Below are 19,386 nucleotides of genomic sequence, written 5' to 3'. Positions count from 1 at the left end.
TTTATACCTCCTAGCAAACGATGTTTCTAGCATCTTGGTGCGAACGATGTCAGTCTGTATGATATACGGATATCTCGCCAGAAAGTTTCATAGAGCAGTTAGGTCTTTGTCTATTAAAAAAGCCTCAGGCCGAATTTTGCGGCCCGAGGCTTTATCTCTTACGAAGTTTTCTCTTCTTTTTGATCGAGTTTAATTTTTTTCGTCATTTCTTTGCCGTTTCTGAGAATTTTCACTTCAACGGTATCACCGATTTTTGCGTCTTTATATAAGATATTGCGCAATTCACTGCCTGTATCCGTTTCTTTACCTTTTAGGCCGATGATAATATCCTCCGCTTTTAATCCAGCCTTTTCAGCAGGAGAGCCTGAAGCGACCTCACGGATGTAAACACCTTTATTCAGCTGGCTGCCGAACAGGCCGAGTGTGCCTTCTTGGTAGTTTTGCGGCACTTGTTCTAGATCAAGCATGCTGACACCGATATATGGACGTTCAATTTGCCCTTTCGACAGCAATTCTTCAGCAATCGGTTTTACGTCATTGCTTGGAATGGCAAATCCGATACCCTCAACATCATCCTCACTGATTTTCATACTGTTAATGCCGACAATTTTGCCGTCTGTATTTAACAAAGGACCGCCGCTGTTACCTGGGTTAATTGCTGCGTCTGTCTGAATGACGTTAATGCTCGTTTCGCCGGCTGAAGTAGACATTGAAACCGTCCTGTCCACGCCGCTTACAATTCCTTGTGTTACCGTGCGGGACAGGTCTTTTCCAAGCGGATCCCCAATCGCAATAACGGTCTCGCCTGTTCTGAGATCAGATGAATTTCCGAAGTTTGCCACTTTTGTGACATGATCATCACTGATTTGGAGGACAGCTAAATCAGTTAACGAGTCACTGCCTACCAGCTTTGCTGTCACTTCAGTGCCGTCATATAAAGATACCTTCAGTGAAGATGCTCCTTCTACGACGTGGTTATTTGTAATGATATAAGCCTTGCCATTCTCTTTTTTGAAAATGACACCAGACCCTGAACCGCTTTCTGTATCTTCGCTGGAATCAGAGCTGGAACTGGATGAGCCAGAGCCGAAAAAAGAGCTGTTTGATTGTGCCTGAAGATTTGTAATGCCGACTATTGCTGGTGAAAGGTCTTCTACCATATCTGAGATTTTAGAAGAGTCCTCGCTCTTGAATGCAGATGAGCTGCTTGAGCTTGATGAGCTTTTTTTAGATTCAGAGGACGTGCTTTTAGCAGTAACAGATTGCGTTTGCTGCTGGCTGGATGATTGTTTTGCAGTGTCCTGAGAATCATGGTCGCCAAGCGGTGTAAACGTGTAAATGCCAAGGGCGAGACTGCCGCCGATCACTCCGCCAAGCAACGGCCTGAACCATCCGAACCCTCGTTTTTTCTTCTCCTGATCATGAATGACATTGCGGGCTGAGTAGGAGGTGCTCTGATCGTTCTCTTTTGTTAAAAAGACCTCATTCTCATTACCTTCCGTTCTATTTTCATCACGATAGTTATTCATTATGTTCACTCCGTTTCTCTATTTTCACATTTCTCTTTATTTATGATAGGTTTATGACTTGAGTTTATCATAAACAAAAACTGTGGGATAAAAATGAAAAGATTATGGGAAATTGTGAAAAAGTGCGGAAAACGGTACACTTCATATTGTATATGAAAGGACTGAGTCAATGGAACAAATTGGATTGATTGGATATGGCAGCATGGCGGATATGATCGCCAGACAGCTGTTGAAGCACGGACAAATAAAAGAGAATGAGCTATTTATTGAAACGAGAACGAAGGGGGAGAGGCTGCAGGCACTCATGTCAGATTATCCAAACGTATCGGCTGATTCGCTGGAGAATTGGGCAAATACATGCCAATTGATTTTGATATGCGTCCCGCCGCTCCATGTCATCGAAACAATGCGCCGTCTGCACCCGTATGTGAACAGAAATACTCACATCGTATCCATAGCTGCCGGTGTGCCGCTGCGTCTTTTGGAGGCAGAAACAGAAGCGGGTATCTCACGCGTTATTCCTCCCATAACGTCCGAAGCAGAAGCCGGCATCTCACTTGTCGTTCACAGTGAAGCACTGGCTGCGGAGAAGAAAGAGCATCTGAATGAATTGTTATCGGTTTTCAGCCGTGTACGAGAAATCAAAGAATCGAATGTTGATGCGGCCAGCAATTTAACGAGCTCGGCACCAGGATTCATAGCTGCAATCTTTGAAGAATTGGCACTGTCTGCCGTCAGAAACAGCAGCCTGTCCAAAGAAGAAGCCTTTGATTTTCTGATTCATTCACTATACGGAACTGGCAAGCTGCTGACCGAAAAAAATATGTCTTTCGAGGAAACGCTGGAACGTGTTGCAACGAAAGGCGGAATAACGGGAGAGGGAGCTGAGGTGATACGCGCCTCTGTGCCGGACGTTTTTGATCAAGTGTTTGAAAGAACGCTGAAAAAATATGAACTGCTTACAGAACAGACAGAAAAACAGACATGAATCCTTGCAAGAGGATTCTTTTTTATCACTGAATGGTCGAGATTTTCCCCAGTTATATTGCATTTTTCCTCTTTTTTTAATATAATTTGTTAGAATATTCATAATTTAGTAAAAAAGGAGGAGCGTTATGAAATTGTACCTGTCAGTAGATATGGAAGGTATTTCGGGTCTTCCGGACGATACCTTTGTGGATTCCGGCAAGCGTAATTATGAACGCGGGCGGCTCATTATGACTGAAGAAGCAAACTACTGTATTGCCGAAGCATTTAACAGCGGGTGTACCGAGGTGCTGGTCAATGACAGTCATTCGAAGATGAATAATCTGATGGTTGAAAAGCTTCACCCTGAAGCAGATTTGATTTCCGGTGACGTCAAACCATTTTCTATGGTTGAGGGACTGGATGATACGTTTACAGGCGCTTTGTTCCTCGGTTATCATGCGAGAGCCTCGACTCCCGGTGTCATGTCACACAGCATGATTTTCGGTGTCCGTCATTTTTACATAAACGATCAGCCTGTCGGTGAGCTCGGGCTAAATGCATACGTTGCCGGTTATTATGATGTCCCTGTATTAATGGTAGCCGGGGATGACCGGGCGGCGAAGGAAGCGGAAGAGCTTATTCCGAACGTGACGACAGCCGCAGTCAAACAAACGATTTCAAGATCTGCAGTGAAGTGCTTGTCGCCTGCGAAAGCCGGACGGCTGTTGACAGAAAAAACCGCATTTGCCCTGCAAAACAAGGACAAGGTCAAACCGCTTACACCGCCTGACAGGCCGGTTCTGAGCATTGAATTCGCCAATTACGGCCAGGCAGAATGGGCGAATCTGATGCCGGGAACGGAAATCAAAACGGGAACCACAACCGTTCAATTTCAGGCGAAGGACATGCTCGAAGCCTATCAGGCGATGCTTGTCATGACTGAGCTTGCGATGCGGACATCATTCTGCTAAAGGGGTGTTTTAGGCTTTGGCACGATACATGATAAAGCGTTTTTGGGCAATGGCAGCTACGATTTTGGTGATTACCACCCTGACTTTTGTTCTCATGAAGGTCATTCCCGGATCTCCTTTTAACGAGGAGAGAGGCACAAATGAAGCCGTTCAAAAAAATCTCGAAGCCTACTATCACTTAGACGATCCTCTCATTTTCCAATACATCATCTACCTAAAATCCATCATTACATTCGATTTTGGACCTTCAATAAAAAAACCATCCGACAGCGTAAATGACATGCTGGAACGCGGATTTCCAGTTTCCTTTGAGCTTGGAATGACGGCGATTGTCATTGCTGTGATTTCTGGGCTGGTACTGGGCGTAATCGCTGCGCTCCGCCGTAATGGCTTTTTGGACTACGCTGCAATGAGTCTTGCGGTACTTGGCATCTCCATCCCGAATTTTATTCTCGCAACATTGCTCATCCAGCAATTTGCAGTCAATCTCAAACTGTTTCCTGCTGCCACATGGACGAGCCCGATTCATATGGTGCTTCCGACCGCAGCGCTTGCTGTAGGGCCAATGGCGATCATTGCCAGGCTGACACGGTCAAGCATGGTCGAAGTTCTGACTCAGGATTATATCCGCACAGCAAAAGCAAAAGGGCTTTCCCCGTTCAAAATTATTGTGAAACACGCACTCAGAAATGCACTCATGCCCGTCATTACCGTCCTGGGCACACTCGTCGCCAGCATCTTAACAGGAAGCTTTGTCATTGAAAAAATCTTTGCCATTCCGGGAATGGGAAAATATTTTGTGGAAAGCATTAATCAGCGGGACTATCCCGTGATTATGGGAACGACCGTTTTTTACAGCGTCATTCTGATCATCATGCTGTTTTTGGTCGATTTGGCCTACGGTCTCTTAGACCCGCGCATTAAACTGCATAAGAAAGGGTGAAGCGTGTGAATCTCCCTGTACAAACGGATGAACGCCAGCCAGAACAGCACATTCAGGTGCCGGATGAGTGGTTTGTCTCAAATCAGGAAAAAAATCGGGAAGCCGATTCGGTCAAGCGGCCGAGTTTGTCATACACGCAGGATGCCTGGAGGAGGCTGAAGAAAAATAAATTAGCGATGGCCGGACTCTTTATTCTATTATTTCTTTTTGTCATGGCAGTTATCGGGCCCTTTATATCGCCTCATAGTGTCGTACGCCAATCGCTGACCGAACAAAATCTTCCGCCCTCAGCCGATCATTGGTTCGGCACCGATGAACTCGGCCGGGATGTGTTTACCCGAACATGGTATGGCGCGAGAATTTCGTTATTTGTCGGCGTGATGGCAGCGCTGATTGACTTTGTGATCGGTGTCATTTACGGAGGCGTTGCCGGCTATAAAGGCGGCAGGATTGACAGCATTATGATGCGGATTATCGAAGTGCTGTACGGGCTGCCGTACCTGCTTGTTGTCATTTTGCTGATGGTGCTCATGGGGCCGGGACTGGGCACGATTATTGTGGCGCTGACTGTGACCGGATGGGTCGGCATGGCGAGAATTGTAAGAGGCCAGGTGCTTCAGATTAAAAATTATGAATATGTGCTCGCCTCGAAAACCTTTGGCGCGAAAACGTTTCGCATCATACGGAAGAATTTGCTGCCGAATACAATGGGAGCGATCATCGTACAAATGACATTAACCGTACCTGCCGCTATATTCGCAGAATCATTTTTAAGCTTTCTCGGCCTCGGCATACAGGCCCCGTTTGCAAGCTGGGGTGTGATGGCAAATGACGGCCTGCCTACGATTTTATCTGGGCATTGGTGGCGCCTGTTTTTTCCGGCCTTCTTCATATCCTTGACGATGTATGCGTTTAATGTGCTGGGGGACGGATTGCAGGATGCGCTCGACCCTAAGCTGAGGAGGTAGCAGTATGGAAAAAGTTCTGTCAGTCAAAAATCTGCACGTGTCTTTTACGACTTACGGCGGGACGGTTCAGGCGGTCAGAGGGGTGAGCTTTGATTTGTATAAAGGAGAAACCTTTGCGATCGTCGGCGAATCCGGCTGCGGCAAAAGCGTGACCTCCCAAAGCATTATGGGCCTGCTTCCGCCTTATTCGGCGAAGGTGACAGACGGCAGCATTCTATTTAAAAACAAAGACCTTTGCCGTCTCTCTGACAAAGAAATGAGAAGCATAAGGGGAGCCGACATTTCTATGATTTTTCAAGACCCGATGACGGCGTTAAACCCGACGCTGACTGTCGGCGACCAGCTGGGGGAAGCGCTATTGCGCCACAAAAAAATGGGCAAAAAAGCGGCGCGGAAAGAGGTGCTTTCCATGCTGTCATTGGTCGGTATTCCAGATCCCGAAGAGCGTCTAAAGCAATATCCCCATCAATTCAGCGGCGGCATGAGACAGCGGATTGTCATTGCGATGGCGCTGATTTGCGAGCCTGACATCTTAATTGCGGATGAACCGACCACCGCCCTGGATGTAACCATTCAGGCCCAGATTTTAGAGCTGTTTAAAGAGATTCAGAGAAAAACGAATGTGTCTGTCATTCTGATTACGCACGATTTAGGGGTTGTTGCCCAGGTAGCTGACAGAGTCGCAGTCATGTATGCCGGGAAAATAGCGGAAATCGGCACAAGAAAAGATGTTTTTTATCAGCCGCAGCACCCATATACAAAAGGCCTGCTGGGCTCTGTCCCAAGGCTGGATTTAGAAGGCGCTGAGCTGATCCCGATTGACGGAACGCCGCCGGATTTATTTTCGCCTCCGCCGGGCTGCCCGTTTGCCGCCCGCTGTCCGAACAGGATGGTTGTGTGTGATAGGGTATACCCGGCCCAGACGATCAGATCTGACTCGCATACCGTCAACTGCTGGCTGCAGGATCAACGAGCAGAGCATGCGGTGCTGTCAGGAGATGCAAAGGGTTGAACATGAAAAGGGGGAAGAGGATGAAACGAGTGAAAAAGCTATGGGGGATGGGCCTTGCATTAGGACTTTCGTTTGCGCTGATGGGATGCACAGCAAATGAACAGGCCGGAAAAGAAGGCAGTCATGATAAGGCAAAAACCAGCGGAGAAAAGGTGCTTTATTTAAATAACGAAAATGAACCGACTTCATTTGATCCGCCGATCGGTTTCAATAATGTGTCATGGCAGCCGTTAAATAACATCATGGAGGGGCTGACGCGTCTTGGCAAAGAGAATGAGCCCGAGCCGGCAATGGCGGAGAAGTGGTCTGTATCAAAGGATAAAAAAACCTACACGTTTACGATTCGAGAAAATGCGAAATGGACAAACGGAGATCCGGTAACAGCCGGAGACTTCGAATACGCGTGGAAGCGGATGCTTGATCCGAAAAAAGGCGCTTCATCGGCATTCCTAGGCTATCTTATTGAAGGCGGCGAAGCGTATAACAGCGGGAAAGGGAAAAAAGACGATGTGAAGGTGACGGCAAAGGATGATCGAACCCTTGAAGTTACGCTGGAAGCACCGCAAAAATATTTTCTCAGCGTCGTCTCCAATCCAGCGTATTTTCCAGTAAACGAAAAGGTCGATAAAGACAATCCAAAGTGGTTCGCTGAGGCGGATACTTTTGTTGGGAACGGTCCGTTTAAGCTGACGGAATGGAAGCATGATGACAGCATCACTATGGAGAAAAGCGACACGTATTGGGATAAGGATACCGTAAAGCTTGATAAGGTGAAATGGGCAATGGTCAGTGACAGAAATACAGATTATCAGATGTTTCAATCAGGCGAACTTGATACTGCTTATGTCCCTGCAGAGTTAAGCGACCAGCTGATGGATCAGGATAACGTCAATATTGTTGACCAGGCGGGTCTCTATTTCTATCGGTTTAATGTGAACATGGAGCCATTCCAAAATGAAAACATCAGAAAAGCCTTTGCGATGGCTGTGGATCAAGACGAGATTGTAAAGTACGTCACGAAAAATAATGAAAAACCGGCGCGCGCCTTTGTATCGCCTGGATTTACGCAGCCCGACGGCAAAGATTTCCGTGAAGCGGGCGGAGACCTGATCACGCCTAACGAAAGCAAAGCGAAGCAGCTGCTCGAAAAGGGCATGAAGGAAGAAAACTATAATAAGCTTCCTGCGATCACGCTTACTTACAGCACAAAGCCGGAGCATAAAAAGATTGCCGAGGCTGTCCAGCAAAAATTAAAAAATACCCTTGGAGTCGATGTAAAGCTGGCCAATATGGAATGGAACGTATTTTTAGAGGATCAAAAAGCATTGAAATTCCAATTCTCTCAAAGCTCATTTTTACCAGATTATGCGGACCCTATCAGTTTTCTGGAAGCCTTCCAAGCGGGAAATTCGATGAACCGCACAGGATGGGCCAATAAAGAATACGATCAGCTGATCCAAAAGGCGAAAAATGAAGCCGATGAAAAAACACGTTTCTCTCTTATGCATCAAGCTGAAAAGCTGCTCATCAATGAAGCGCCGATCATTCCAATTTATTTTTATAATCAGGTTCACCTGCAAAATGAACAAGTAAAGGGAATTGTCCGTCACCCTGTCGGCTATATCGATTTAAAATGGGCAGATAAAAACTGATGGCGGTGATTGAGGAAATACTGCTTCTTTATGCGAAGGAGCGGTATTTTTTCTCTTTCTTGCACGTATACGTAGGGTGCAGAGCAAATGAAAGGAGTGTTTCCGTTGAATCACAAGCCGAAAGCGCTGAAAAAGGGTGATACAGTCGGAGTGATCGCGCCCGCAAGCCCGCCGGATCCAAAAAAGCTTGACACCGCGCTTTTATTTTTAGAAGAGCTCGGTCTTCAGGTGAAGTTGGGCAAGGCACTGAAAAACCAGCACGGTTATTTAGCGGGACAGGATGATGAGCGGCTGGCGGATCTCCATGAGATGTTCAGAGACGAGGAGGTGAAAGCAGTGCTGTGCGCATGCGGGGGGTTTGGGACAGGACGTATTGCCGCGGGCATTGATTTCAACTTAATCCGCAAACACCCTAAAATCTTTTGGGGATACAGCGATATTACGTTTTTACATACTGCCATTCATCAAAACACAGGTCTTATCACCTTCCATGGCCCGATGCTTAGCTCGGATATTGGCCTTGACGACGTTCACCCGCTGACAAAAGCTTCGTATAAGCAGCTCTTCCAGGAGACGGAATTCACCTATACTGAAGAGCTTTCTCCGCTGACCGTGCTTGTTCCCGGCAAAGCGGAAGGTGAGCTTGTCGGGGGAAATCTGTCTTTGCTGACGTCTACACTGGGCACGCCATTTGAAATTGATACGAGAGGAAAGCTTCTGTTTATTGAAGATATTGACGAGGAGCCTTACCAAATCGACCGGATGCTAAATCAGCTGAAAATGGCGGGGAAGCTGACGGAAGCGGAGGGGATTTTAGTTTGTGATTTTCACAATTGTGTCCCGGTGAAGAGAGAGAAGTCTCTCTCTCTTGAGCAAGTGCTGGAAGACTATATTATAACAGCCGGAAAACCTGCTCTGAAAGGATTTAAAATTGGCCACTGCTCCCCAAGTATTGCCGTTCCGGTCGGTGCGAAAGCTTCTATGAATACAGCAGAAAAAACAGTTGTCATAGAGGCAGGTGTTTCAGAAGGGGCGCTGAAGACATGAAAATCATTCGAATCGAAACAAGCCGAATCGCCGTCCCGCTGACAAAGCCATTTAAAACCGCGCTTCGCACTGTGTATACGGCTGAATCAGTCATTGTCAGGATCACTTATGACAGCGGCGCAATCGGATGGGGAGAAGCGCCGCCGACGGTCGTGATTACAGGTGACAGCATGGATAGCATTGAAAGTGCCATCCACCATGTGTTGAAGCCGGCATTGCTTGGAAAAAGTCTGTCGGGCTATGAGGCTATTCTGCACGACATCCAGCATCTTCTTACAGGAAATATGAGCGCGAAGGCTGCTGTGGAAATGGCGCTATACGACGGCTGGGCGCAGATGTGCGGGCTGCCGCTTTATCAAATGCTTGGCGGATACCGGGATGCGCTTGAAACAGATTATACCGTCAGTGTCAACTCACCTGAAGAGATGGCAGCGGATGCTGAGAATTATCTCAAACAAGGCTTTCAAACGCTGAAAATAAAGGTTGGAAAAGATGATATCGCAACAGATATCGCCCGCATCCAGGAAATCAGAAAACGTGTCGGATCAGCCGTGAAACTGCGTTTAGACGCTAATCAGGGGTGGACGCCGAAGGAGGCTGTAACTGCGATTCGGAAAATGGAGGATGCGGGTCTAGGCATTGAGCTTGTCGAGCAGCCTGTTCATAAAGATGATCTCACAGGGCTTAAAAGGGTGACAGATGCGACAGATACCCCGATTATGGCTGATGAAAGTGTTTTTACACCGCGGCAGGCATTCGAAGTTCTGCAAACCCGAAGCGCAGACTTGATCAATATTAAATTGATGAAAGCGGGCGGCATCAGCGGAGCAGAGAAAATCAATGCCATAGCGGAGGCCTGCGGGGTGGAGTGCATGGTCGGCAGCATGATCGAAACAAAGCTGGGCATTACGGCCGCGGCGCATTTTGCGGCAAGTAAAAGAAACATCACACGCTTTGATTTTGACGCGCCGCTGATGCTGAAAACAGATGTCATCAAAGGCGGTATAACATACAGCGGCAGCACGATTTCGATGCCTGGCAGACCGGGTCTCGGAATCACCGGGGCTGCGCTTTTGAAAGGGGAAACAGAGCAATGATGCACACCGTCATATCAGCAGTGGCCAACATCTGGACAGCGCCTGATTCACCGCGTCTGTCTGATCAATTCATGCTTCAACCGACTGTAAGGATCAGAGACTGGCTGGAGCGCATGACGTATGATGAACGGCTTGGATTATGTACAGACAATGTAATCCAAACTCAAGTTCTCTTTGGCGAAAAGGTACTTGTGACAGCAGAACAGGGGGAATGGGTTTCTGTGATCGTGCCTAGCCAGCCATCCCGAAAGGATCCGCGCGGATACCCGGGCTGGATGAAAAAGAACCAGCTGGAAAAATCTACGCCCATCCATTCACAACACGATGTGATGATCAGCAAACCTGCTGCCTTTTTGTACAAAAGCAATGGAGAAAAGGAGATCGAATTGAGCTTTTTGACAGTTCTCCCCCTCATTGCAGAAGAAAACGGATATTTTAAGGTTTCGACCGTTTTTGGGGAAAGGTTTGTGAAGCAAAGTGATGCAGTGCCTGTCAGCGAACAGAAAGGGACTGCTGAAGACATCATTCAAACGGGGGCGTTTTTTCTTGGCCTTCCCTACCTGTGGGGAGGGATCAGCGGGTTTGGGTTTGATTGTTCCGGGTTTATGTACAGTATATTTAAGGCCAATGGATACCGCATCCCCCGTGATGCGGGAGATCAGGCTAAGGCGGGGGAGGATGTACCGCTTGATGATATGAAGGCTGGTGACCTGCTGTTTTTTGCTTATGAGGAAGGAAAAGGAGCGATTCATCACGTCGGTCTCTCCGTTGGCGGCGGGAAAATGCTTCATTCTCCAAAGACGGGAAAATCAATCGAAATCCTTACATTAAAAGAGACAATCTATGAAAAAGAACTTTGTGCGGTGCGCCGCTGTTTTTCAGAATAAGGAGGGAGACAAATGACGCCACTGCCCTTGTTAGAGGTCAGCAAGCTAAAAATGCATTTTGACGCAGGGAAAAAGCGGACAGTCAAAGCCGTCGACGGGGTTACCTTTCAGATTCGTGAAGGAGAAACGTTCGGGCTAGTCGGGGAATCAGGGTGCGGTAAATCAACCTTGGGGAGAGTGCTGATGCGCCTCTATCAGCCAACAGAAGGAAGTGTGGTATACCGCGGCACAAATCTTCATGCACTAAGTGAAAAAGAGCAGTTTGCCTTCAACCGCAAACTGCAGATGATTTTTCAGGACCCCTATGCTTCATTGAACCCGCGCATGACCGTTCGAGAAATTATTTTGGAGCCGATGGAGATTCACAATCTCTACAATACCCATAAAGCGCGGCTTCTCGTCGTGGACGAGCTCCTTGAGGCAGTTGGGCTTCACCCCGATTTTGGCAGCCGTTATCCGCATGAATTCAGCGGCGGGCAAAGGCAAAGAATAGGGATTGCGAGAGCACTGTCGCTGAATCCTGAATTTATCGTGGCGGACGAACCGATTTCTGCTCTTGATGTCTCGGTTCAAGCGCAGGTGGTCAATCTGCTGAAGCGGCTTCAAAAAGAAAAAGGGCTCACATTTTTATTTATTGCCCACGATCTTTCGATGGTGAAGCATATCAGTGACAGGATCGGTGTCATGTACTTAGGGCACATGATGGAAATTACAGAGAGCGGCACTTTGTATCGTGAACCGCTTCATCCCTATACAAAGGCGCTTTTATCCTCGATTCCGATTCCGGATCCCGAATTGGAGGACAAGCGAGAGCGTATTCTCTTGAAAGGGGAGCTGCCGAGCCCGGTTAATCCGCCGAGCGGCTGTGTGTTTCGGACCCGTTGTCCGGAGGCGATGCCTGAATGCGGGGAATCCCGTCCCCAGCTTCAAGAAATTGAACCCGGCCGCTTTGTCGCTTGCCATTTATATCGAAATGCTGAAACGAAAGAAAAAGTGAGATGAACAAAAAGAGTGGCTCCCATTTTACTAGAGCCACTCCATTTGTTTATACTTGATGTAAAAACTTTACACAAACCGGGTAAGGGACAGAAACAGTTGACGGAAGCAGTGTCAATCTGCCGGTTTCTTTGTCTCTTTCAAACAGGACAAGGCTGCCTGTTTCTTCATTTGAGGCAACGAGGAACCCTTCCGTTGGGTCAAATACAAAGTCACGAGGCCAGTTTCCTTCTGTCGAAACTCTTTCTATGAAAGCCAGCTCTCCTGAATATTGATTCACTTCAAATACGGCGATACTGTCGTGGCCGCGGTTTGCGACGTAAACAAAGCGTCCGTCCTGTGTGACATGAATTGCACTTCCCTGGCTGTTATCCGTAAAATCATCAGGGATGGCAGAAACGACCTGAATTTCTCTAAATTCACCGGCTGTCGGATTGTATTCAAGCGCAATCACTTCATTGCTTAATTCTGTCATGACATAAGCGTATTTTTCTTTCGGATGAAAAGCGATATGGCGAGGCCCTGTACCGGGAGCGAAGGAATGGCTTCCGGATTCAGCCAATACGCCGTCTTTCAGCTTATAGGTGTACAGCTTATCTGTACCTAAATCAACCGCTACGACATAATTGTGTTCAGGTGTGAACCCTGCGTAGTGTGTATGCGGTTTTTCTTGTCTTTCGTGCGGCCCTTTTCCTGTGTGAGCGGCTTCAGAAGCAGGTGATTGCAAGCTGCCGTCTTCCTGAACCGGAAACGCGTGTACCTTCCCGCTGTGATAATTGGCAGTCAGTACGAATTGATTTTGATCATCAACACTTACGTGGCATGGAGAAGGACCATCAATTAACTGATGATTCAGAAATGTCAACTCGCCGCTGTTTTTATTGATTTGATAGGCAGCAACTCCGCCTTGGCCGTCTGCTTTTTCGATGGAATAAAGGATGGTGTTGTTTTTATTCGGCGTCACATATGTCGGGTTGCCCAGCTTAGCGGCAAGCTTTGGCTCGCTGAGTGCTTTTTTCTCAGTATCAAGCTCAAATGAATAAATTCCTTCGCTTCCGCCTTTTGTATATGTTCCGACATATCCTATGTATTTTGTCATGCGATTTCCCCCTTAAAAATGATGTCACCTCTATATTAACGTATCTTGATAAAATAAGCTGTTCAAAACATGAAAAAGGGGAAGATTCTTCATTCGCCGCGAATCAGCGGCATTGTACAGCACCTGAAGGAGCCGCCTGATTTGATGATTTCTGACAGGTCAATTTCGATAATGTGATAGCCTCTTTTCGATAGCTCTTGATTGACATGGCGGTTGCCAGGGAGGCTGATGATCGTTTTTCTCCCGATTGAAAGGACGTTGGTGCCGAGCGTAAATTGTTCGTCCTCGGGCACTTCAATAAGATCATAACGTTTTGCCAGCATATCAGCTGCCTCTGGCTCAAGGGCTTGAGGATAAATTAACGCTTCGCTTTCAGATACAATGTTAAAAACACAGTCCAAATGCAAAAACTTTTCATGCAGCTTCACTGGAACGATCGTATACTCAGGAAGTGCCTCTTCAAGCTGGCCGATGGCTGAAATGTCGGTGCGCTGGCTGATTCCGACGTAGACGGTATCCCCATCGATAATGACATCTCCGCCTTCAATGCTTGTATCAAGCATACGGGTGTAAGAGATACCTTGGCTGTGAAAAAAATCTTTTATAACGGCCTCTTCTCCTTGGCGAATCGGTTCAGTCATGCTCGACAGAAAGGCTTTTTCTCCGATGACAAACCCTATATCCCTAGTAAAAACCTGTTCTGGGAGCCCGTCGCGAACGGGCAAAAGGATGACCTCAACGTTATGTGACCTGAGTGCCTCCACTAAGCGGCTGTGCTGATTGTTGGCGGTTTTCACATGAATATTGTCATCTTCAAAATGTTTTTGTGTTTCGTTTATGACATCTTTTATGGTCATGTGCTCAGGTCTGCATAAAACCACTTTCTGAAGTGTGCCGTATTCCGTTCGGCATACCGTTTTGTGCTGAGATTTCGGGATGGATACGTCCATTTGTTTTTCCTCCTAAAGTGTGAAGAATACATTTATTATTCCCTCATCATGAAAATCATTAAACCATTTTAAATTTTAGACAAATGGAAGAGAATATTGTTTAATAGGAGAATATAAGTGCATTTAGCTAAAAGATCAGACATCAAAGGGGAGAAAGGTATGGAAACACCGGAAACAAGATTTTGTAAAGAGTCAAAGGTTGTAAAAACCAGCAGGGTGTTCCCGCTTGATACGAACAACCATAATACGCTGTTTGGCGGGAAATTAATGAGCTACATCGATGACATTGCCTCTATTTCTGCGGCGCGCCATTGCAGACGTGAAACCGTAACAGCTTCAATGGATTCTGTAGATTTTTTAAAACCGATCGGGCAAAAGGATTCTGTCTGCCTGGAGTCATATGTGACATGGGTCGGGACATCTTCCATGGAAGTATTTGTGAAAGTTATTAAGGAGCATTTGATGACTGGCGAACGGGAACTCGCTGCCACATCCTTTTTGACATTTGTCGCATTAGATTCAAATGGCAAGCCGGTGCCTGTACCGAGAGTTGTACCGGAAACAGAAGAAGAAATCATGCTGCATAATACAGCTGTACAGCGCGCTAATGAACGAAAGAACCGCAAGAAACACAGCCAGGCGCTTGCAAATGCGCTCGGAACTGATAAGCCTTGGTGAACGGTAACCCAAAACATAAGTTGTTTTGGGTTTTTTTTGTACTTTTCAATGGTGATTATTACAATGGTTAGTCCGTTTTTGCTAGGGGATTCTATAAAAAAGCAACAAATGTCATGTTAAATTGATAATTTTGTGACAACTTTATTAAAGATTCATTTTAGATATATCTTTTATTCGTAAGATCATGTATTTTAAAGATATATTCTAAATACATCTTTTCGAAAGGATTGTTTATACAATGTTAGATAACAAAACAATCGAAATTATTAAAAGCACTGTACCCGTATTGCAACAGCATGGAGAAACAATCACTGGCCGTTTTTACGATCGGATGTTTCAAGACCATCCAGAGCTTTTGAACATTTTTAACCAAACAAACCAAAAGAAAAAAACACAGCGAACTGCATTGGCAAATGCCGTTATTGCAGCTGCGGCAAATATTGATCAGTTAGGAAATATTATTCCGGTTGTCAAACAAATCGGCCACAAGCACCGCAGTATTGGAATTAAGCCTGAACACTACCCGATCGTCGGTAAATATTTGCTGATTGCCATTAAAGATGTATTGGGAGATGCTGCAACCCCTGACATTATGCAGGCATGGGAGAAAGCGTACGGAGTAATTGCTGACGCGTTCATCGGAATTGAAAAAGAAATGTATGAACAGGCGGAAGAGCAAGCCGGCGGCTGGAAGGAGTATAAGCCGTTCGTCATCGCGAAAAAAGAGCGGGAAAGCAAAGAAATTACATCCTTCTATTTGAAATCAGAAGACGGCAAGCCGTTACCTGAATTCCAAGCGGGGCAGTACATCAGCCTAAAAGTTCGAATTCCTGATTCTGAATATACGCATATCCGCCAGTACAGCCTGTCTGATATGCCGGGAAAAGACTATTATCGAATTTCAGTAAAAAAAGATGGTGTCGTGTCTTCCTATCTACATGATGGGCTTCAGGAAGGAGATTCAATAGAGATCAGCGCACCTAAGAGGGGACTTTGTTTTAAATCCTGCATCACAGAAAGATCTCGTTTTGATTAGTGCCGGAGTTGGCATTACACCAATGATCAGCATGTTGAAAACATCTGTTTCCAAACAGCCTGAACGGCAAATTCTGTTCATTCATACGGCGAAAAACAGTGAATATCACGCATTGCGCCATGAGGTAGAAGAAGCCGCAAAACATTCTGCTGTTAAAACAGCATTTGTGTATCGCGAGCCGACAGAGGAAGACCGTGCAGGTGATCTTCAATTTCATGAAGGGCAGATTGATCAGCAATTCCTCAAAGAACTGATTGCCAACACAGATGCGGATTACTATATTTGCGGTTCACCGTCGTTTATTACGGGAATGCATAAGCTTGTATCAGAGCTTGGATCAGCGCCGGAGTCTATCCATTACGAGCTATTCGGCCCGCAATTAAGTTTGGCACAGTCCGTTTAAACACGAAACTCTTCTCCTTTCAGAGAAGAGTTTTTTATTAAGAGAGAAGAAGGCGGACAAGCGCCGGTTTACATCCGGACAATCACTGACCCGCCGCCGTTTGTGCATACACGGTTTTGCTGTTCTAGCATTGTTCTCAGCTATTCATTGTTTACCTCAATCGCTCTGCTGCTCCATCCTTAGCTCTAAACCGACCAGCCTGTCAAGTGTTTGCTGTTGCTGATAGCTCGCGGGCTGGGGAGCCGATGGCAGATCGCAGGGCCAATGGGAATTCGTCTTCTGATATTTCATATTGCGCCTCCAATCGGTGTCACTTTCTATTGGACAAAAGGCATGCATAGAGGGTCTGCCACGGGGCACAATAGGCTCAATATGACCAGCGGATGGAGGTAAAGACCGGTGTTATGGATGGTATGGGTATTTTTACTGAAGCCAGTTATCGTATTTTCGATTGCATATATTTTGTTTCGGCTTGCCGGTAAAAAAGCTGTGTCACAAATGAACAATTTTGATCTGCTTTTGACCTTCGCAATCGGAACCATCATCAGTGAGCCGATCCTAACATCCAAGCTGCCGATGTCAATTTATTATGCGGGCGCTTTTTTGGTGCTTTATCTAATAATGAGCAAGCTCTCTTTATCTAATAAATGGCGATGGCTCCTGGTCGTGAGCCCAACTGTCTTAATCCGAAACGGGGATATTGATGAACGCGGCCTCCGTAAAGAAAGGCTGACTGTTAATGAACTGCTCGGAAAGCTGAGGGAAAAGGGCTATGCCGATCCGGCTGACATTGATCTTGCCATCATTGAAGAAACGGGAGAAGTAAGCGTTATTCCAAAAGAGGAAGCGAGAGCGGTGCAGGTGCGGGATTTGAATATGAAAGCTGAACGGAATTTTATCCCGATTCCGCTCATACTGGACGGCGAAATCCTTGATCATAATTTGAAATATCTCCAAAAAAACCGATCCTGGCTGTTTGAGAAGCTTGAGGAAAAAGGGTACAGCCCGAAACTGCTGTCTTCAATCACCCTTGGCACGATGAATGCGCGCGGCGATATATCCCTTGATTTAAATACCTCGAATGAACCCCAGCATGATCCTTATTTATATAAACCGGGAAATAACAATTAAGATGGCTCTCTATTGCAATGAGAGCTTTTTTCTTTTTTAAAGGGAATTTTTGTTTGGTGTCAAATGTACCTAGTTAGGAGGGGAGCTGAACATGAAGGACTTATTCATAAGAAACGATATGGCACCAACGGTCAGTCTGCTATATTCCGCAGTGGAAGAAAACAGTCTCCGTCTGGCTTCTATCGTAAGCCACATGACGCACAGTGAACTTTACTATAAGGGGCGCTGCCAAACAAAAAACAGCACGGCTCAGCTTTTGCACCATATCGCAAATGTTGATATCAGATGGGTCTGGCGGATCAAGGGAAATCGGATACCGAATCATATTGAACAGGCATACGGCCCGATGACAGATCAAAACGGACAGCTGCCTGAACCGAAGAATCAACCCGGATTAGATGAACTCCTGAAGAGACATCAGCATGTGGTAAACGAGCTGAAATCGGTTTGTTACACCTTAACTGAAAATGATTTGCATCAGCCTCTTTCTTACGATGGTGACACCGCGACCATACGGTGGGGCATTTGGCATATGGCAGATCATAGCCGCTATCATCAAGCACATATTGAAGCCCTCAAAAAAGAATGGAAGCAGGATGCGGCGAAATATGAGCGCTAAAACGAAGCTTGTAACCGATCGAATTCGTTTGCGCTGTATGGAAGATCGGGATCAAGCCTATTTGTTTGAACTTTTTAACGATCCTGACGTCATGAAATATTACTCCGGTTTAAAAGATAAGAGGCAAACCCGCGAGTGGATCAATTGGAACAAACGACATGAAAAAGGGTACGGCGTCAGTCTGTGGGTCGCCGAAGATAAGCGGACAGGGGATTTTTTGGGACAATGCGGCATCGTACCACAGCAGATCGAAAATCAAACAGTAATGGAAATTGGCTATATGTTTGCCCGCCGCCACTGGGGGAACGGCTATGCGCAAGAAGCGGCTCGGGCCTGTCTGGACTATGGCTTTAACGAGCGGCAGTTCGGCAAAATGGCAGCTTTGATTGATCCGGGTAACAAAGCGTCCATACGGGTAGCGGAGAAAATCGGCATGCATTACAGCAAAACGATCAGAAAATGGAATAAACCGATCGCTGTTTATGAAAGAAAATCTTACAATTGAAAGATAGAGCTGAGTTTAGTATCATGATATCATGTAAAGTTTTCTAGGGTTCCGCATGTCAATGGACATGGACTGGTCCGAGAGAAAACACATACGCGTAAATAGAAGCGCGTATGCACACGGAGGGAAAAAAGCCCGGGAGAGTCAATCTCATGTGAGACGACTGTCCGGGGTTTTTTTGTTTTGGGAGAATCTTAATAGATAGAAAGGAATGACTCAAATGAAATGGGGATTGGTCGTGCTTGCCGCTGTTTTCGAGGTTGTTTGGGTGATAGGCTTAAAGCACGCTGACTCAGCCTTAACATGGAGCGGCACTGCCATCGGCATCATATTCAGCTTTTATCTTCTAATAAAAGCAACTCATAGTCTGCCTGTCGGTACCGTATACGCCGTCTTTACCGGACTCGGCACAGCGGGAACGGTACTTAGTGAAATTATTCTGTTTCATGAACCAATTGGATGGCCGAAGCTATTGTTAATTGGCGTGCTCTTAATCGGTGTCATTGGATTGAAGCTTGTGACACAGGATGAGACAGAGGAAAAAGGAGGCGGGGCATAATGCTGCACTGGATCAGTTTACTGTGCGCGGGCTGTTTAGAAATGGCCGGCGTGGCCCTTATGAATCAATATGCGAAGGAAAAAAGCGTGAAATGGGTGCTGTTGATCATTGTTGGTTTTGCCGCTTCATTTTCCTTGCTGTCTTACGCAATGGAAACCATTCCGATGGGAACGGCTTACGCGGTCTGGACAGGGATTGGCACCGCCGGCGGGGCGCTTGTCGGCATCCTCTTTTACAAGGAGCAGAAAGACGCCAAACGGATCTTCTTTATCGCGTTGATTTTATGCTCAGCGGTTGGTTTAAAAATTTTGTCATAAATTGATTTTTATCAAATC

At 46.3% G+C, this 19,386-nt stretch carries 19 protein-coding genes, 2 pseudogenes and 1 riboswitch; of the genes and pseudogenes, 17 read left to right on the top strand and 4 right to left on the bottom strand.

All coding sequences use genetic code 11. The features are described from left to right. Positions 1-158: 158 nt before the first annotated feature. On the bottom strand, positions 159-1,529 hold the full coding sequence (htrA, locus tag QA442_RS15525) for a serine protease HtrA (protein ID WP_095431465.1): 1,371 nt from the start codon (positions 1,527-1,529) through the stop codon (positions 159-161). Between the two features lie 169 nt (positions 1,530-1,698). On the opposite strand from htrA, the gene proG reads away from it, so the two are divergent. The 10 genes from proG to QA442_RS15475 all read left to right on the top strand — a co-directional run bounded on the left by proG (position 1,699) and on the right by QA442_RS15475 (position 12,077). After that, positions 1,699-2,517 carry a pyrroline-5-carboxylate reductase ProG gene (gene proG, locus QA442_RS15520; RefSeq protein WP_095431464.1) on the top strand — a complete coding sequence of 273 codons (819 nt, stop codon included), beginning with the start codon at positions 1,699-1,701 and terminating at the stop codon, positions 2,515-2,517. Positions 2,518-2,644: 127 nt separating this feature from the next. Next, on the top strand, positions 2,645-3,469 hold the full coding sequence (gene dppA / locus QA442_RS15515) for a D-aminopeptidase DppA (protein ID WP_014663676.1): 825 nt from the start codon (positions 2,645-2,647) through the stop codon (positions 3,467-3,469). 16 nt (positions 3,470-3,485) lie between these two features. Further along, positions 3,486-4,412, top strand: a complete 927-nt coding sequence (dppB, locus tag QA442_RS15510; RefSeq protein WP_014663677.1) for a dipeptide ABC transporter permease DppB — start codon at positions 3,486-3,488, stop codon at positions 4,410-4,412. Between the two features lie 5 nt (positions 4,413-4,417). Beyond that, positions 4,418-5,380: a dipeptide ABC transporter permease DppC gene (dppC, locus tag QA442_RS15505; RefSeq protein ID WP_014663678.1), complete on the top strand. Its 963-nt coding sequence runs from the start codon at positions 4,418-4,420 to the stop codon at positions 5,378-5,380. Positions 5,381-5,384: 4 nt separating this feature from the next. After that, a complete protein-coding gene (dppD, locus tag QA442_RS15500; protein ID WP_014663679.1) occupies positions 5,385-6,392 on the top strand; it encodes a dipeptide ABC transporter ATP-binding subunit DppD in 1,008 nt (335 codons plus the stop codon). A gap of 2 nt (positions 6,393-6,394) precedes the next feature. Next, positions 6,395-8,044 carry a dipeptide ABC transporter substrate-binding protein DppE gene (gene dppE / locus QA442_RS15495; protein WP_014663680.1) on the top strand — a complete coding sequence of 550 codons (1,650 nt, stop codon included), beginning with the start codon at positions 6,395-6,397 and terminating at the stop codon, positions 8,042-8,044. Between the two features lie 87 nt (positions 8,045-8,131). Further along, positions 8,132-9,091, top strand: coding sequence for a S66 peptidase family protein (locus QA442_RS15490; protein ID WP_095431463.1), 960 nt, complete (start codon positions 8,132-8,134; stop codon positions 9,089-9,091). Next, positions 9,088-10,188, top strand: coding sequence for an L-Ala-D/L-Glu epimerase (ykfB, locus tag QA442_RS15485; protein WP_095431462.1), 1,101 nt, complete (start codon positions 9,088-9,090; stop codon positions 10,186-10,188). Before QA442_RS15490 ends, ykfB begins: the two co-directional genes overlap by 4 nt. Further along, complete coding sequence (gene eepC / locus QA442_RS15480) at positions 10,185-11,075, top strand: gamma-D-glutamyl-L-lysine dipeptidyl-peptidase (RefSeq protein ID WP_095431461.1); 891 nt, start codon at positions 10,185-10,187, stop codon at positions 11,073-11,075. Before ykfB ends, eepC begins: the two co-directional genes overlap by 4 nt. Positions 11,076-11,087: 12 nt before the next feature. Next, positions 11,088-12,077, top strand: coding sequence for an ABC transporter ATP-binding protein (locus tag QA442_RS15475; protein WP_095431460.1), 990 nt, complete (start codon positions 11,088-11,090; stop codon positions 12,075-12,077). Positions 12,078-12,120: 43 nt separating this feature from the next. Here QA442_RS15475 and pgl read toward each other — a convergent pair whose 3' ends face one another. Both pgl and QA442_RS15465 read right to left on the bottom strand, forming a co-directional pair. Continuing rightward, entirely contained in the window at positions 12,121-13,170 is a 1,050-nt protein-coding gene (gene pgl / locus QA442_RS15470; RefSeq protein ID WP_095431459.1) for a 6-phosphogluconolactonase, read from the bottom strand. A gap of 89 nt (positions 13,171-13,259) precedes the next feature. Next, positions 13,260-14,120 carry a dimethylarginine dimethylaminohydrolase family protein gene (locus QA442_RS15465; protein ID WP_095431458.1) on the bottom strand — a complete coding sequence of 287 codons (861 nt, stop codon included), beginning with the start codon at positions 14,118-14,120 and terminating at the stop codon, positions 13,260-13,262. A gap of 159 nt (positions 14,121-14,279) precedes the next feature. On the opposite strand from QA442_RS15465, the gene QA442_RS15460 reads away from it, so the two are divergent. Together QA442_RS15460 and hmpA are read left to right on the top strand one after the other, a co-directional pair. Beyond that, on the top strand, positions 14,280-14,798 hold the full coding sequence (locus QA442_RS15460; protein ID WP_003232595.1) for an acyl-CoA thioesterase: 519 nt from the start codon (positions 14,280-14,282) through the stop codon (positions 14,796-14,798). A gap of 238 nt (positions 14,799-15,036) precedes the next feature. Continuing rightward, a pseudogene (gene hmpA, locus QA442_RS15455) lies at positions 15,037-16,237 on the top strand (NO-inducible flavohemoprotein). Between the two features lie 68 nt (positions 16,238-16,305). On the opposite strand, the pseudogene QA442_RS15450 reads toward hmpA, so the two are convergent. Next, positions 16,306-16,528 (bottom strand): annotated as a pseudogene (locus QA442_RS15450) (hypothetical protein). Between the two features lie 108 nt (positions 16,529-16,636). On the opposite strand from QA442_RS15450, the gene QA442_RS15445 reads away from it, so the two are divergent. The 5 genes from QA442_RS15445 to ykkD all read left to right on the top strand — a co-directional run bounded on the left by QA442_RS15445 (position 16,637) and on the right by ykkD (position 19,368). Beyond that, on the top strand, positions 16,637-17,368 hold the full coding sequence (locus QA442_RS15445; RefSeq protein WP_040083340.1) for a DUF421 domain-containing protein: 732 nt from the start codon (positions 16,637-16,639) through the stop codon (positions 17,366-17,368). Between the two features lie 91 nt (positions 17,369-17,459). Continuing rightward, the gene (locus QA442_RS15440; protein WP_095431456.1) at positions 17,460-17,987 is read left to right on the top strand and encodes a DinB family protein; all 528 of its coding nucleotides are present in this window, start codon (positions 17,460-17,462) and stop codon (positions 17,985-17,987) included. After that, positions 17,977-18,492 (top strand): GNAT family N-acetyltransferase, encoded by a 516-nt coding sequence (locus tag QA442_RS15435; RefSeq protein WP_071580587.1) that lies wholly within the window; start codon positions 17,977-17,979, stop codon positions 18,490-18,492. Before QA442_RS15440 ends, QA442_RS15435 begins: the two co-directional genes overlap by 11 nt. Positions 18,493-18,524: 32 nt before the next feature. After that, a riboswitch (guanidine-I (ykkC/yxkD leader) is annotated at positions 18,525-18,636 on the top strand. A 76-nt stretch (positions 18,637-18,712) separates the two neighbouring features. After that, positions 18,713-19,051, top strand: a complete 339-nt coding sequence (gene ykkC / locus QA442_RS15430; RefSeq protein WP_014663694.1) for a multidrug efflux SMR transporter subunit YkkC — start codon at positions 18,713-18,715, stop codon at positions 19,049-19,051. Next, a complete protein-coding gene (gene ykkD / locus QA442_RS15425) occupies positions 19,051-19,368 on the top strand; it encodes a multidrug efflux SMR transporter subunit YkkD (RefSeq protein WP_014476583.1) in 318 nt (105 codons plus the stop codon). The genes ykkC and ykkD overlap by 1 nt, the downstream gene beginning before the upstream one ends. Positions 19,369-19,386 lie beyond the last annotated feature (18 nt).

Source organism: Bacillus stercoris (assembly GCF_029772985.1).
Lineage (GTDB): Bacteria > Bacillota > Bacilli > Bacillales > Bacillaceae > Bacillus > Bacillus stercoris.
Note: the sequence above shows the minus strand (reverse complement) of the source record. Positions and strands in the feature narration are given on the sequence as shown.